The organism is Streptomyces sp. Ac-502 (assembly GCF_045222935.1).
GTDB lineage: Bacteria > Actinomycetota > Actinomycetes > Streptomycetales > Streptomycetaceae > Streptomyces > Streptomyces monomycini.
In genome coordinates, this window is sequence record NZ_JBHFFO010000004.1 from 21,799 (window position 1) to 34,824 (window position 13,026).

17 protein-coding genes and 1 pseudogene are annotated in these 13,026 nt (G+C 69.5%); 12 read left to right on the plus strand and 6 right to left on the minus strand.

Going from position 1 to position 13,026, the window contains the following annotated elements; genetic code table 11:
* The first annotated feature begins 33 nt into the window (after positions 1–33).
* A complete protein-coding gene (locus tag ACEXOX_RS45395) occupies positions 34–1,068 on the plus strand; it encodes a hypothetical protein (protein ID WP_406526987.1) in 1,035 nt (344 codons plus the stop codon).
* Positions 1,065–1,190, plus strand: a complete 126-nt coding sequence (locus ACEXOX_RS45400; protein ID WP_406526988.1) for a hypothetical protein — start codon at positions 1,065–1,067, stop codon at positions 1,188–1,190. Before ACEXOX_RS45395 ends, ACEXOX_RS45400 begins: the two co-directional genes overlap by 4 nt.
* A 94-nt stretch (positions 1,191–1,284) precedes the next feature.
* Here the strand turns inward: ACEXOX_RS45400 and ACEXOX_RS45405 are convergent, their stop codons facing one another.
* On the minus strand, positions 1,285–1,446 hold the full coding sequence (locus tag ACEXOX_RS45405; protein WP_406526989.1) for a hypothetical protein: 162 nt from the start codon (positions 1,444–1,446) through the stop codon (positions 1,285–1,287).
* 350 nt (positions 1,447–1,796) lie between these two features.
* On the opposite strand from ACEXOX_RS45405, the gene ACEXOX_RS45410 reads away from it, so the two are divergent.
* On the plus strand, positions 1,797–2,006 hold the full coding sequence (locus ACEXOX_RS45410; protein WP_406526990.1) for a hypothetical protein: 210 nt from the start codon (positions 1,797–1,799) through the stop codon (positions 2,004–2,006).
* A gap of 100 nt (positions 2,007–2,106) precedes the next feature.
* Here the strand turns inward: ACEXOX_RS45410 and ACEXOX_RS45415 are convergent, their stop codons facing one another.
* Positions 2,107–3,339 (minus strand): hypothetical protein, encoded by a 1,233-nt coding sequence (locus ACEXOX_RS45415; RefSeq protein WP_406526991.1) that lies wholly within the window; start codon positions 3,337–3,339, stop codon positions 2,107–2,109.
* 1,462 nt (positions 3,340–4,801) lie between these two features.
* Between ACEXOX_RS45415 and ACEXOX_RS45420 the strand changes: the two genes are divergently transcribed.
* The 3 genes from ACEXOX_RS45420 to ACEXOX_RS45430 all read left to right on the plus strand — a co-directional run bounded on the left by ACEXOX_RS45420 (position 4,802) and on the right by ACEXOX_RS45430 (position 5,988).
* Positions 4,802–5,110 carry a hypothetical protein gene (locus tag ACEXOX_RS45420; protein WP_406526992.1) on the plus strand — a complete coding sequence of 103 codons (309 nt, stop codon included), beginning with the start codon at positions 4,802–4,804 and terminating at the stop codon, positions 5,108–5,110.
* Between the two features lie 391 nt (positions 5,111–5,501).
* Complete coding sequence (locus tag ACEXOX_RS45425) at positions 5,502–5,807, plus strand: hypothetical protein (protein WP_406526993.1); 306 nt, start codon at positions 5,502–5,504, stop codon at positions 5,805–5,807.
* A complete protein-coding gene (locus tag ACEXOX_RS45430) occupies positions 5,797–5,988 on the plus strand; it encodes a hypothetical protein (RefSeq protein ID WP_406526994.1) in 192 nt (63 codons plus the stop codon). The genes ACEXOX_RS45425 and ACEXOX_RS45430 overlap by 11 nt, the downstream gene beginning before the upstream one ends.
* Positions 5,989–6,448: 460 nt before the next feature.
* On the opposite strand, the gene ACEXOX_RS45435 is transcribed toward ACEXOX_RS45430, so the two are convergent.
* The 3 genes from ACEXOX_RS45435 to ACEXOX_RS45445 all read right to left on the minus strand — a co-directional run bounded on the left by ACEXOX_RS45435 (position 6,449) and on the right by ACEXOX_RS45445 (position 8,994).
* Complete coding sequence (locus tag ACEXOX_RS45435) at positions 6,449–7,303, minus strand: EamA family transporter (RefSeq protein WP_406526995.1); 855 nt, start codon at positions 7,301–7,303, stop codon at positions 6,449–6,451.
* 132 nt (positions 7,304–7,435) lie between these two features.
* The gene (locus ACEXOX_RS45440) at positions 7,436–8,074 is read right to left on the minus strand and encodes a hypothetical protein (protein WP_406526996.1); all 639 of its coding nucleotides are present in this window, start codon (positions 8,072–8,074) and stop codon (positions 7,436–7,438) included.
* A gap of 107 nt (positions 8,075–8,181) precedes the next feature.
* The gene (locus tag ACEXOX_RS45445) at positions 8,182–8,994 is read right to left on the minus strand and encodes a class I SAM-dependent methyltransferase (protein WP_406526997.1); all 813 of its coding nucleotides are present in this window, start codon (positions 8,992–8,994) and stop codon (positions 8,182–8,184) included.
* 1,476 nt (positions 8,995–10,470) lie between these two features.
* Between ACEXOX_RS45445 and ACEXOX_RS45450 the strand changes: the two genes are divergently transcribed.
* The 3 genes and pseudogenes from ACEXOX_RS45450 (at position 10,471) to ACEXOX_RS45460 (ending at position 11,101) form a co-directional block, all read left to right on the plus strand.
* Positions 10,471–10,647 (plus strand): transposase, encoded by a 177-nt coding sequence (locus ACEXOX_RS45450; RefSeq protein WP_406526998.1) that lies wholly within the window; start codon positions 10,471–10,473, stop codon positions 10,645–10,647.
* Positions 10,648–10,776: 129 nt separating this feature from the next.
* Positions 10,777–10,992, plus strand: a pseudogene (locus tag ACEXOX_RS45455) (hypothetical protein); the annotation flags it as partial.
* Entirely contained in the window at positions 10,889–11,101 is a 213-nt protein-coding gene (locus ACEXOX_RS45460) for a hypothetical protein (protein ID WP_406526999.1), read from the plus strand. The pseudogene ACEXOX_RS45455 and the gene ACEXOX_RS45460, both read left to right, overlap by 104 nt.
* A gap of 397 nt (positions 11,102–11,498) precedes the next feature.
* Here the strand turns inward: ACEXOX_RS45460 and ACEXOX_RS45465 are convergent, their stop codons facing one another.
* Positions 11,499–12,026, minus strand: a complete 528-nt coding sequence (locus ACEXOX_RS45465; RefSeq protein WP_406527000.1) for an SMI1/KNR4 family protein — start codon at positions 12,024–12,026, stop codon at positions 11,499–11,501.
* 130 nt (positions 12,027–12,156) lie between these two features.
* Between ACEXOX_RS45465 and ACEXOX_RS45470 the strand changes: the two genes are divergently transcribed.
* Genes ACEXOX_RS45470 through ACEXOX_RS45480 form a run of 3 tightly spaced genes read left to right on the plus strand, consistent with a single transcriptional unit; the run spans position 12,157 to position 12,942 of the window.
* Positions 12,157–12,396: a hypothetical protein gene (locus ACEXOX_RS45470; RefSeq protein ID WP_406527001.1), complete on the plus strand. Its 240-nt coding sequence runs from the start codon at positions 12,157–12,159 to the stop codon at positions 12,394–12,396.
* A complete protein-coding gene (locus tag ACEXOX_RS45475; RefSeq protein WP_406527002.1) occupies positions 12,393–12,767 on the plus strand; it encodes a toxin Doc in 375 nt (124 codons plus the stop codon). Before ACEXOX_RS45470 ends, ACEXOX_RS45475 begins: the two co-directional genes overlap by 4 nt.
* A gap of 28 nt (positions 12,768–12,795) precedes the next feature.
* Positions 12,796–12,942 carry a hypothetical protein gene (locus ACEXOX_RS45480; RefSeq protein ID WP_406527003.1) on the plus strand — a complete coding sequence of 49 codons (147 nt, stop codon included), beginning with the start codon at positions 12,796–12,798 and terminating at the stop codon, positions 12,940–12,942.
* Positions 12,943–13,026: the final 84 nt, after the last annotated feature.

The following is a 13,026-nucleotide window of genomic DNA, read 5'->3' on the forward strand; positions in this document are numbered from 1 at the left end:
AGCAAATATGGGCATAACAGTTAAAGTGGCTGAATGTTTGGGTCGACTGTTGCCGAGCACCTGACCGCCTACCGCCACCGGCTGGGCCTGGAGGCCGACCAGGTCGCGCACACGGCCGGCCTCGCGGCGGAGCGCTACCGGCTCCTGGAAGAGGGCACCGGCTGGCCGGGCACCCGCGCCTTCCACGCCGTGCTCGACGCCCTGCACATCCAGGGCCCCCAACGGGACACCTTCGCCTTCCCCGGCACCCCGCTCGACCCGCTGGAGCAGCAGTTCCTGACCGGCAACAGCAACCAGGTCTGGCTGCACCTGGACCACGGCTGGACCGTGGTGGCCGCCGGCGACGCCGTCCCCGCCACCGCGGTGCCCCTGCCGGAGCCCGGGGACAACTTCCTGCGCTGGCTGCTGTGCGACCCCGGCCTGCCCGGCCGGCTGCTCAACCACGAAGCCCTCGCCGCCGCCGCCCGGCACGCCCTGCACACCGCCGCCGTGGCCGACCCGGACCACCCGGCCCTGCGCACCCTGCGCGAGCAGTTCCCCGACGACGACCAGGACGCCGCTCCCGCCTCCCGCGCCCTGGACCGCACGAACTGGATCTGGCGCACACCCGAAGGCCCCTACCTGGTGTGGCAGGCAATCTCCCTGCGCCCCAGCTTCCGGCCCGACGTCCGCTTCCTCTTCTTCCAGGCGGACGAGAAGGCCTCCGCCCCGTCCCCGACCCGCCCACCACAGGCAGCAGCCGCACCGGCCCCGGCCGACCAGCCGGCAGGAAACTGGCGGGCCGGAGACCCGGTGCTCGCCGGCCTCCTGCTGTGCGGCCACTGCCACCAGACGATGACCGCGCCCGCGGAAACCGCCGCCTACCAGTGCCCGGACCACTGCATCTCCCTGGCCGCCGAACAGGCCACCGACCGCGTCGGCCAGGTCCTCACCGCGCGGCTGTTCACCGAGGAATCGGTACGCAAACTCGCCCTCGCCCAGGAAATGATCCTCGCCGCCGGCATCGACATGGCCCACCCCTGCCCGTCAACGCCCGCCACGCCCTGCACCAATGGCGCCACAGCATGACCGACACCGTGCGCCACGGCTTCGCCACCGAGCAGATCGCCTCCATCACCGTCACCCCCGGCCCGACGCCGACGCCGGAGCTCACGGTCCTGTGGCGCGACAGCACCCGCACCACCGCCTGACAGCGCGCTGCCCTGGTCCCGCCACAGGCCCGTACGGCAGCGGTCCTTCACGACGCGGGGCGCGAAGGACCTGACAGCCGCAGGCCGACTGTTCCTATACGAGCTGGTATTCGACGTGGGTGTGGCCACAGCCGGCGGCCAGGCGGCGCAGGGCGTCCCGCTCGGCGCGGTCGACGGTCAGCGACCACGGCCATCGGGGTGGCGGCCTGCGGGCGGCCAGGGCAGTTCGGCCACGGTGTCCAGGTTTGGCAGGCACCGGGCCGGCGGCCGCTCCGGCTGCAGCGCGCGCACGTGTGGCCTCGGTGAGCCGGGCCGAGGAGGCGGGGAACAGGAACTCACGGGCTGGGTGCGGAACTGCGCTCGGGCAGGTCGAGAAACCGGACGGAGGACTGCGGAGCTGCCGTCGCACCCGCGAGAAGCACGGCATGGCGGCTGGTCAGCGGCCGGCTATCCCTCAAAGGTGACGGCGCCGCGGAAACCGGCTTTGGCTATGCGGGAGCGGCGGTCAGCATGACCGCGTCGCTTGCATCTGACGGGCGTCGGGCAGAGGCCGAGGTGGCCGCATCGAGCCTTACCTTGCCGTGCCGTACTGGGCACGGTAGGCCCATGAAGCTGTACTGCACGACGTGCGGCCAGGACGAGTCCCACCGTTCTCCGCGCGATGATCAGGAACGAGACTGGTTGCGGAAGAAGACGGGGGAGGGATACGTGGACGACTACTGGATCTGTGCCCGGCCCTGGTGCCGCAGGATCCGCAAGTATCTGGACGCGGAGCCCTTCGGCGGCGGGACGGTGCGGATGCCCGTCTTCGACTGAACCGGGTGCCGAGCAGACCTGGTCCGCGCGGGAGAAATCAAGCTGCCCGTGGTCGCGGACCGTTTGCGCTGCTGGCGCATCTGACCGCACCGCGCACGGTTCAGCGTCGGCGGCCGAACAGCCACCAGCCCCGACGTGTACGGCGGCGGGGCGGGCCAGCCGGTCGCGGCGGTGTCGAGGGCCGCGGCTGGGCCGGAAGCGCGGGCTCGGAGACTGCTGCCGTGTCCGGGACGGCCGGACCGGACGAGGTGATCGGTGTTGGCGGGTCGAAGGAGGCTGAAGGCGTCGACACCGTGGTCGTCGGTGGGGCAGCCGGAGGTGAAGCGGCCTGTAGCGGTGCGGCGGGGTACGACGGCACAGACGGGCGTGCCGGGGGCACAGCCTCGGGGGATTCCGTGTCCGGTACGGCCGGGCCAGGCGTGGGCCTCGGTGTCGGCGGGCCGGTGGAGGCTGCTGTCGCCGGGGCCTCCGGTGCCGTCGGTGGTGGGCCCGGAGAGGTGGCGTTTGGCGGCGGCGCGGCCGACTTTGGGGGCCCGCTGGGACGCGGCCTGGTGGCGGGGCGGGGCGTTCGTCCAGGGGCGGGCTTGCGGGTGGCGGTCGCGGTACGGAACTCGTTCAGCGTGCGCTGAGCGAGGGAGAGCGGTGGCGGGCATACCGGTGGACTGCTTTGGCCAGTGGCGGCGTCGTAGGTCCAGTGGGCGAGTTGCCAGTGTTCTTTGGCGAATATCCGCAGCTGGGGGGTGCCGCCCCGCTCGGGTGTCCAGACGTCCCAGGTGCCGACGGCCAGAACGAAGGCGCCGGCTGCGAGCGGGGCGAGGAGACTGTCGTGTTCGGACCAGATGCGTACGGTGAAACCGCGGCCGCCAGCGAGCCGGAGGTAGGGCCGATCCTTGTTGTTGCGCTCCACAGCGATGATGCGGCCGTAGACGGCGACCGGGTGTCTCGGCTTGGGCTGCCCGCCGGTCAGCCGCGCGTGCAGCCGGGCGTAGTCGGCGGTGGTGGGGCCGTGGCAGAACTCGTCCCAGCTCACCGCCTTGTCCTCGCCCGGGCGGCGCACCTTGAACTGGGCGACCACGTCCGGATCGAAGCCGTACTTCTGCAGGAAGCGGACGATGGTGACCGCGCTGCTGATCAGAGGGGGCAGCAGCGGCCCTACCGTGGAGATGTCCACACCGAACCGGCTGCCGCCACCAGCAGCGCCGACGTCGATGTCGGTGTCGGCGGCACCGAGCTGGCTCTGCCAGCCACTACGCTGCGTGGTCCCCGCGTATGCGGGGGTGGTCCCATCCGGGCGCAGAACTTCTTGGCGGCCGTGCACGTGGTCCCCGCGCACGCGGGGGTGGTCCCACGGCGGAACTTGACAGGGAATGGCCCCGGGCGTGGTCCCCGCGCACGCGGGGGTGGTCCCCCGTCGTGACGCAGGAGGACACCCAAGTCGATGTGGTCCCCGCGCACGCGGGGGTGGTCCCGGCACACCCGCTCAGCACAAGATCACCCTCATGTGGTCCCCGCGCACGCGGGGGTGGTCCCAGCCAGCCGACGCCGGCGGCGCCGCCGTTGTAGTGGTCCCCGCGCACGCGGGGGTGGTCCCAGCTCGCGTACGCCATGGACCGGTGGGACAGGGTGGTCCCCGCGCACGCGGGGGTGGTCCTCGCCCGTCCGGCCGCAGCTTGTGATGAGGGGGGTGGTCCCCGCGCACGCGGGGGTGGTCCCGGCCCAGGCCGTGCCGCCCAAGCCCGTCGACCGTGGTCCCCGCGCATGCGGGGGTGGTCCCGAGTCGACGGTGAGGGAGACAACGCCGTTGTCGTGGTCCCCGCGCACGCGGGGGTGGTCCCGTGGAGCGGGCGCTGCGCATGGCGCTGACCGCGTGGTCCCCGCGCACGCGGGGGGTGGTCCCCAGACGTCCAGGGTGACGCTGAGGACGTCGATGTAGTCCCCGCGCATGCGGGGGTGGCCCCCTGCGGCTGGCACCCAAGCAGGTCATGACCCTGTGGTCCCCGCGCACGCGGGGGTGGCCCCATCGGCTCGGCGGCCGAGAAACACGATCTGACGTGGTCCCCGCGCACGCGGGGGTGGTCCCGGTAAGACCGTGCTGACGGACACGCTCACGGCGTGGTCCCCGCGCACGCGGGAGTGGTCCCGTACCGGGCATGACACGCGAAGAGCGACGGCGGTGGTCCCCGCGCACGCGGGGGTGGTCCAAGCGTGCACACGTGCTCGTGCACACGCGTGCAGTGGTCCCCGCGCACGCGGGGGTGGTCCCAAGGCGGGCTGCACGACGACCTGAAGCCCGAAGTGGTCCCCGCGCACGCGGGGGTGGTCCCCGGGCCTGGCTTGCCACAAGAGTCTCGCTCTTGTGGTCCTCGCGCACGCGGGGGTGGTCCCTGATCGCCTGCGACTACCTCAAACGGGACCGGGAGCGGAACGAGCTGGGGTATTTGGTGGTCCCCGCGCACGCGGGGTGGTCCCCGGAATGGCATCGGTCGCCCACGGGAATTCCAGGTGGTCCCCGCGCACGCGCGGGTGGTCCCTTGTCCGGCGCAGGTGCGCGGCCGTATGCCGACGCCATCCTGCCTGCGAGTAGTGGTTGTGAAGGATCACAGCGGCGGCTCGCAGGGCGTGTCGTGCGCCGCTGATGAAGTGCCAAAGGGCGCCCGCAGGACCGTTGAGCCGGCCCCGGTCTGGTCGGCCGACGGCAGTTGATGGGAAGCTGGCCGACATGACGATCACCAGAAAGGCCGGTGCCGCGTAGACGGCCTGGCCGCGTCCGTGCCGAGCTTCCGCGCCGGCGTCGGATGCAAGACGACATCACGACCATCCATGGTCTGTCCTCGGCAGCACTTGCTGAAGTTCGACGGATAGAGCGCCAGAAGAAGTACCTGCGGCCGGGCTCGATCGGGTCGGCCATGGTGCGCTGGCGCAGTTTCGTCCACCAGCCGAACCGTCGCTTGTGGGACTACGAGAGCGGCGGCTGCACGGAATGGGCCTGCTGCGGAGACCCCTGGCAGGCCCGTGAGCACCTCGAAGCAGTGATGCTGTCGATGTCCCGACGACGGGCTCGCGAGCTCCGCAGCCTGGTTGAAGCCCTCGACAGACGCTACTGACGCGAAGCGGACACCACCGCCACAGCTCGGGATCAAGACGTCCAGCACTGCTGCGGAAGTCGGGCAAACCGAGGTGGACGGTGGTGTGCCGCGCGGCGACGTCGCGCATCGTGGTGAGCTTCTGTTCGGCGGCGGCACGGGTATAGGGGAGGGCCAAATCATCCATGAGCAGCGCACCCACCAGGCCCGTATCCCTGCTGGCATCCTGGAAGGACAGAGGATTCGGCTACGTGAAATCGGCGCTCCCGGGGAGCCCCCGACCGCCAGCGGGGCGTATCACCGAAGCGGTCAACACCCGTCTCGGCTCATGCGAACTTCCCGCTTGTAACGTCGCCAATCGCGTACCCCGGCCGCCAGACGGCAGACTCGACGCAGTCGAAAGGATGAGTTCATGAGCGTACAGCCGGTACACCACGGCGACGGCGGCCCGCCGCCGCTGCCCCGCACCCAGAACGCGGTGGCCGCGGCGCTGCCGCCGGCCGACCGGATGGAGTTCTACCGGGAGATGGGCGAGGCCGACGAGACCGAGCTGCTGGGCGTGCTGCGCCGCTGGTGGCTGCGGGCCCGCCTGTACGCCGACCCGCTGCCGGACGACATCCGTACAGACATCGAGGCCGGCACCGCCCCCGGACACCCGGCCGGTCCCGCGCTGCGCCAGGCCGCCGCCGACCGCGAAACGGGCGCCGGTGAGCGATGACCTCCCCGGCCCCGGCGGGGAGGAAGACGGGGACCGTATCCGGCTTTCGCCCGCCGTCCTGCCGCTGCTGGGCCCGGCCCTGTCGGCGAGCGTGTCCTCGGCGGTGACCAACCTGCTGGCCGAACTGCGCGCCACACCCGTCCCGCCCCTGGCCCAGCCCGTTCCGGGCCGGCCGGGCTGATACTCGGCACCGCTGGCCCGGGACATCGGCCTCGCCGAGTACCACGTCGGCGACACCGAGCCGGGCTCGGACGGCCCCGCCATCTATGTCGCCCGCATCATGATCTCGGACGACTGGCCGGACTTCTGAGCGGCCACGAGTACCTGCGTCAGTGACCAGTCCGCCGACCTTCGCCGTCGCCGCCACCTCGGTCCTGCGCCGTCCCCGGGCCCGGAGCCGTCCCGGACGATACCCCGGCCCCGGTCGAGCAGGGCCGCGCGGAGAAGACAGGCTGCCAGTTCGTGCCGCAGCGCCTTGAGCAGACGGCGTGTGCGGCATCGGGTCAGGCGCTGGCCTCCGGCCGCCCGGTGTCCTCGCCGGCCGCGGACACCGGGCGGGTGGTCGTCAATGCTGGAACCGGCAGGCCGTGGCCGTCCAGCGCCCGGGCACGCTCCCACCCCGGTTCGGCTCGGCGCATCCTTCAGCCGTGGAGGACGAGGGCGGCTCCCAAGAGGGAGACTGCGGCCGAGAGGACCTTGCGTCGCCATCCGGTCGTCTCGCCAAGGAGGATGATGCCGATCAGGACGTGGATGAACGCCGAACTCTGGTAGACGGGCAGGATGACGCCCACAGGCCCCTCGGCCATAGCGACGACCAGACCGTAGTAGCCGGCGGTACCGGCTGTTCCGGCGAGGGCAGCCGGGAGCAGGACGGGCCGGAGGGCTGTGATGCTGATGCCCTTGTTGAGGGAGAAGCTGGTCAGCGTAGTGCCTGCGAAGCCGAGGAAGAGGATGACTGCCGGGTCGAACCAGGCGGTCAGCGCCTTGTCGGTGATGAGGGCCAGTGTGATGGCGACTGTCGAAGCCGCTGCGTAGGCCAGTCCCTTGCGATTGAGCTGTTCACGAGGCAGCTGTGTGAGCGGTATGTAGGCGGCGAGAAGGACGGCCAGTCCGATGCCGTGCGCCGGACTGATCGTCTCGCCGAAGAAGACGATCCCGAAAAGGGCCGCGAGGACGAGCCGGAGCCGGCTGATCGTCGCAGCGACGGACAGCTCAAGGAGCGCGGAACTGCGGAAAGCGCTGACCGAGTAGACGCTCCAGCAGGTGATTGCGGCGAGGATGAGGAACAGAACATCGCTGTTGAGGGCGCTCTTGGGGTGGCCGGGGCCGAGCAAGGCGAGGGCGGCGAAGGGCGCGGTGATCAGAGTGCTGGTGAGTTGGTAGACGAGCAGGAACTCGTCCGCCCGATCGCTGTGCCGCTGGAGGCTCGCGCGCGTGAGGGTGCGGTCGGCGGTATTGAGGGCGATCGCGACGACCAGAGGTATGAGGTAGGGCATGGAGGTGAGGGCCTTTGTTATGGATCCGGTGGAAGCAGCGAGCAAGCCTGGTGCCGGGGATCGCTAGGCGGAGGAGGGGGACGGAGCCATGGCGGCCGGCGACACCGCTGGGTACCGCCCGTGGCCGAAGGCCTAAGGGTGAGAGGCGCGGTGCCAAGTCCCGCGAGCCCGGTGTGATCCATTCGCAAGGCCTCGGCTTTCGGCGGTGGCGGTGAGCACGGCGCGGGCGCGCTCGTAGGACAGGGAGTCGAGGCCCATTGCGAGGGCCTGGCCGACGGCGGGGTCATGACCGGTCAGTTGTGTTCCGAGTCGGTGGCGGATCTTGTCCATGCAGTCGATGCGGGTGCGTGCCGCTTCCTGTGCGGTCCGCGCGGGGCCGAGGCTGGTGAAGGTGTACTTGAACGTGTGGGCCAGCTGTTTGTTCGACGCGAACGTGTCGTGGGCGGCGCGCATGGCGGAGATTGTCCGCCGGAACGTGTCGCCGCGCGGGATGTCAGCCAGGGCCGGTCCTGCGCCAGTGAGGTAGTCGGCGTAGCCGTCGTAGACCGCGTCAGGCGCGAGACCGAGCGCGCCGAGGTGGACGAAGGCAACGGCATTGAGTGATTTGACCCATTCCTGCTGTAGCCCGTCGCGGTCGATCGGACCCGTCTTGCGTATGCCGAAGCGTCGGTGCAGCCGGTGGACGGTGTCCGTCATCTCCCTGAGCTGACTCGGGCTGAGGCGGGAAGCGAGCAGCACGGTCAGCGGGAGTCCGGGCTGCGTCTGCGCCACGGCGTCAACGATTGCGCAGCTGAGCGGGCCACGGAGTTGCGGCCACAGAGTGCCGGCCCTCATGTAGGCGCGGAAGACCTCGTGGTGGACCGTCGGCATGGATTCCATCAGCCTGCCGTTCCCGACATCGAGTAATCCGGCGCTGGCCGCGAGGCGTTGGTCTTGCGGGCAGACAGTGACCAGGCGACGTGTGTCACGACCACGTGGTCATCCGGGAATCGGGGCGCAAGCTCGTGGCGCATCCGGCCTTCGAGTGCGCTCCTTTCGGCGGTGCTGAGGCCCGCTCCGCCACTGGAGCTGGTCCGGATACGGCCTATCCAGTTGTCCAGCGTGTAGCGCTGCTCGAACCGGCGTTCGCGCGTGCGGATCAAGGTGAAGCCGAACCCGGCCGCCACGGGTGCCAGGCGGTCATGGCAGCCCGTCCCTCCGTGGTCCCTCCACCGGGGGTTCATCTCGCGGATCAGCCCCTCGGTGATGTGCGCGGCGGAGCCGGGCAGCGGGAGCCAGTCGTATGTGGTCACCAGAAGGGCCCCGCCGGGCTTGAGGATGCGGCGGCACTCGATGAACGCTCGCCGCCCGTCGAAGAGGTGCCAACTCTGCGAGGCGGTGACGACGTCAGCCGATGCGCGGGCCAGGCCGGTGTTGGCTGCAGAACCGAGCCGGAAGTCGATGTCTGCCCGCTGTCGGCGTGCGGCCTTCCGCGCCTGTTCCAGCATCTGCGGCGAGTGGTCGAGACCGGTCACCCGGTATCCGTGCTCGGCGAGCACGAAGGCCATGGCCCCCGTACCCGTGCCCAGATCCACGGCGGTGCGTCCGCCACCGTTGTCCAGCGAGTGCTGTGAGAGTGCTTCCGTCCGCAGCGCGTTGAATGACGGTCGATACCTGTCGTAGAACGTCGCAACCCGATCGAAGTCGACCAAGGCGACTCACTTCCTCTCGCTACTTCTGCAAAATGTTGAAATCATTTGTCGGGACGCCGGGGGGATGACGGCACATCAGCGGTATGCGGTCAGCAGCGCGCCCGGCGGGCACGTAGGGTGGTCGGCGCAGTTGTCGTGGAGAAGGGCCGCACCTCGGCAGGCATGCAGCAGCACCCGCGCAGGCCGTACAGGGCAAGGCGGTCGCGCGGCTTCAGACGCTCGTCCCGCGAGAGCTGTCGCCGTCAGAGCTGCTGGGCTACATCCAGGTCGCGGCGGAGATCGAACGCCGGGCCGTGGGGGAAACATCGACTGCCGAAGCGGGCGAGGGCCGGGGCCAAGGCGCGGACGTGGTCTCTCTCGGACGAGGGGCGCCGGACTCGGATGGATCAGCTGCGTAGGGAACTGGAGCGCCAGTTGGCAGAGGGCGCGCCGTGAGCCGAGGCAGGGCCAAGCACCGCACGGTCGAGGAATCCGCGGGCCCGTTGGTGATGAGCGGCGAGCAGCCGAGGGCCGAGGTCGTGGCACTGGGCCGGGCCGATGAGCCGCCGGTACGTCGGTGGGCGTGTGAGGTCCCGGACTGTGCCGGACCGCCCCATACGGGCTGACGGACCGAAGCGCTCAAGGTTTCAAGCTGACTCATTGCCCCTTTGACCCTGACCTCGGCGGTGGTCCGTGATGTTGAGCTAGGTCGCCTAGCGCAGTGATCGGAAGCCCAGTGCGGCAACCGGTCACTGCGCTTGCCAACCTTGTTCATAATCGCCGATAACCGCTGTACCGATATTCCCTGAGGCTTGTAAAGTTTCGTACGCGCCACCGAGATGTGCGCGGGACGGTGGCCGGCCACCGAACTCCCTACACGCTTCCTCTCTTCGGCAGGCAATCACTTGGTACCCGCGTCGGTGACGTAGGGAAACTGGGGAAGCCGTCGCCTACGCTCGTATCTTCACGCTGGTGATACACCATCAGCGGCAAGCCTCCGCAAAAGGTGAGTGCGCCCAAGACGTAGCCAATGAGTATCATCGCCCATGTCCGCTTCCATGCACGGAATAATCCCCGACCGGTCGATCAATGCTGGTCTGCAGTGATGCCTTCTCGGTCGCGCTGGCTGGAGTCGCCTCCTGAGTGGCGGCGCACTTCAAGTACTGCCGTGAAGTCGGTAGGCGGAGACCTGAGCCTGCGGATACGCACGCAATCTCCAATCGAGTCGAAATGGCTGAAAAGATATTAAGGCGGCACCTGGCCGGGCAACAAGCTCCTTCGCCTTCTTGCCGTCGACCGCATTGGGCGAAGTGGAACTTCAGGACTAAGGTCCCACGGTTGCCTAGAGAGAGTCCCAGGCCCTGTTACCCCACAAGTCTCTATCACTGCAGGATTGCGTTTGCTTAGAGGACTGATTCTGGTTCCCTGTTAGCAGGTGTCTGAGAAGCCCCTTTCGGGGCAGGGCCTTGATAGGTCCTGCGCTTCAGGGAGGCAGGGATGACCGGACGGCGCGTGTATCCGACGAACCTTTCCGATGCCGAGTGGGTGGTGCTCGCACCTCTGGTGCCGCTTCCGAAGCCGGGCGGTCGTCCGCCCAAGCACCCGCGGCGCGAGAACATCAGCGCACCGGCGTACTGGATGCGGGGCCGGCTCCGCCTGGCGGCTGCCGCATGACTTCCCGCCGTATCAGACGGTCTACCACTACTGGCGGCAGTGGCGGCTTGAAGGCCGACGGGAGGAGAAGCCGGCCGTGCTACGGGCACGGGAACGTACCGTCAGGGGCGTGAACCCGCGCCCAGTGCCGGGGTATTGGACAGTCAGAGCGTCAGGGCCACCGAGAGGGGTGGTCGGCACGGATACGACGGGGCCAAGAAGGTGCCAGGCATCAAGCGTCATCTCCTGGTCGCGTGCTCGCGTGCTGCGTCGCCCCGGTGCCGTGACCGGGGCATTCTTACTCGCCCCGCAGGAGTTTCGCGAGTTCCTCGTCGATGCGGTGCTCGGCGGGGCGGACTCGGATGAGCCGTTGCTGTTGCCGATGGAAGCGATTGAGCTGGATGCATCCGCCGTTCTCACGAGGACGACGCCTTCCAGTGCGGGACTCTGCTCGGCGGCTGCGGCGGCCAGCTGACCATGAAGCTGTACCTCGACGGTGCCGGGCAGGGGGAGCCAGCCGCAGCCGGTCACCGTACCTTGCACGAAGACCTCGGCAACAAGTACGCGGGCCCGTACCGCAACGAGCCCGGCGGCCCGGTCTACGACCTGCTGCTTCTCCGGGTTGGCAAGAAGGCCGTCGCGCGGTGACCACACCGACTCTGTACCTGATCGCCTGCGCTGCTCCGCCCGCTTGACGTGCCCATCCACGCTGCCCGGCTGGCGCGGGCGGCAGTGAAAGAGCCGGGCCGTCAGGGCGCACTCCGACACGGGCCGTGGCCGGACGCTGCCGCGAGGCCCGCCAGCTCGCTTATCTGGGATTCGGCCCAGCCGGGTTCCAGAAGCGGTCCTTCTGGCCGCTGTCCGGATTGGGCTCAGCGGCAGAGTGCCGTGATGGCGTCGTCGAAATGGGGGAACTCTCGTGTGGCTTGCTCGATCACGGCAGTTGCGGACGCCCGGTGGCCCGGCGCGAACTGTTCCGCGATGGCTTCCAGCTCGTGATCGGGCTGGGGGACCCAGTCAGGCTTGTACGAGGTAGCAGCCTCCATGGGGCCGCAGCCGTCGGCCAGCAGCCACAGGAAGGCGCCGAGGTCGCGCGCGACGACACCGGTCTCGCCCTCGGAGCCGAGGAAGACCACCGGCTGCTCAGCAAGCTCCCGATCCGGGCGGACCAGCCAGAACGCGGCGTATCCACCGGTGCCGTCCTGGCCGAACATACGGAAGTCATCACCCTGCATCTCGCTGTTGCCGGTCCACGCCTGGAACCAGTCGGCTGTCTCCTCGGCAGACAAGAAGGCCGGAAAGGGATCGAAGTCGACATCGTCCTCGCCGATGCGGTCGAGTCGGATCGCCAGAGCGGCGGCGAGTGCGGCAGGGAACTGGCGATCTTCCTTCGACCTCATGCGAACACATTGTCGATAACGTGGATGCGTGCCGCATCTGACCTGCGCAACGTCTCCTCGCGCTGCTGCGCGCCGAGAAGTAGGGCTGGAATCCCTACCCGCCCAGGTACCAAGTAGGTACCGTGAGGGTATGCCATCCCTGAATGTCACCTTCACCCCGGAAGAACTGGAAGGCGTGCGGGCCGCTGCCGCCGCCGAGGGCAAGTCCCTCAAGACGTACCTGCACGACCTGGGCGTGCGCGAGCAGCAACGGCGCCAGTTCGTCGCCGGCGCGGTCGAGTGGGCCGACCGGCTCCGCGCAGAGTTCGACCAGGCCTTCCCCGACGAGATCGCACCGTCCGAGCGCACGCCGGGAGCCGACGCCGCGTGATCCTGCACATCGACGTCTCCTGGCTCCTGGACGTCCAGGAACACACCACCCCCGAAGACGTGAGCATCGCGGACTACTCGGCCCTCGTGGCCGCCGTCGCCCGGCACAAAACCCGCCTGCCGACCCTGGCCAGCGCCGACCCCGACGCAGCATGGCGCGCCGCCGCGCTGCTGCACACCATCGCCCGCCTCGAACCGCTGCCCTACCGCAACGGGCTGTTCGCGGCGATCGTCGCCGCGCAGTACATGGGCCAGTCGGGCCAGGGCATCGACCCGCCCTACGGCGCCCTGTCCGACCTGGTCCGCGAGGTCCGCGACGGACAGGTCAAGCTGCCCGCGGTCGCGGACCGCCTGCGCTCCTGGCGTATCTGACCAGGCTCTGATCGGGTAAGAAGAAGCCATGGCGACATCACAGTTCAAGATCGGCGATACGGTCGTTACTACGTTCAGCGACCCCGATCTGCCTGAGGGCAGCGTCGGTACGGTCAAGGCCGTGTACGACGACCGGGGAGACGGCACCGTCTCCGTTCGCGCGGAGAGCGCGTAGCGGCAGGAATGATGCGCCGCCGGGGTTCTGGCGGAGCGGCTGATGCAGCGTCTGGCGGCCCAGGGCGGCGGGCTCGTGCGGCCG

What these genes read in the sequence shown, in the direction of transcription:
- ACEXOX_RS45395 (WP_406526987.1), top strand. Translation starts at nt 34, where the DNA reads ATGTTTGGGTCGACTGTTGCCGAGCACCTGACCGCCTACCGCCACCGG.
- ACEXOX_RS45400 (WP_406526988.1), top strand. Translation starts at nt 1,065, where the DNA reads ATGACCGACACCGTGCGCCACGGCTTCGCCACCGAGCAGATCGCCTCC.
- ACEXOX_RS45410 (WP_406526990.1), top strand. Translation starts at nt 1,797, where the DNA reads ATGAAGCTGTACTGCACGACGTGCGGCCAGGACGAGTCCCACCGTTCT.
- ACEXOX_RS45420 (WP_406526992.1), top strand. Translation starts at nt 4,802, where the DNA reads ATGCAAGACGACATCACGACCATCCATGGTCTGTCCTCGGCAGCACTT.
- ACEXOX_RS45425 (WP_406526993.1), top strand. Translation starts at nt 5,502, where the DNA reads ATGAGCGTACAGCCGGTACACCACGGCGACGGCGGCCCGCCGCCGCTG.
- ACEXOX_RS45435 (WP_406526995.1), bottom strand. Translation starts at nt 7,303, where the DNA reads ATGCCCTACCTCATACCTCTGGTCGTCGCGATCGCCCTCAATACCGCC.
- ACEXOX_RS45450 (WP_406526998.1), top strand. Translation starts at nt 10,471, where the DNA reads ATGACCGGACGGCGCGTGTATCCGACGAACCTTTCCGATGCCGAGTGG.
- ACEXOX_RS45465 (WP_406527000.1), bottom strand. Translation starts at nt 12,026, where the DNA reads ATGAGGTCGAAGGAAGATCGCCAGTTCCCTGCCGCACTCGCCGCCGCT.
- ACEXOX_RS45470 (WP_406527001.1), top strand. Translation starts at nt 12,157, where the DNA reads ATGCCATCCCTGAATGTCACCTTCACCCCGGAAGAACTGGAAGGCGTG.
- ACEXOX_RS45480 (WP_406527003.1), top strand. Translation starts at nt 12,796, where the DNA reads ATGGCGACATCACAGTTCAAGATCGGCGATACGGTCGTTACTACGTTC.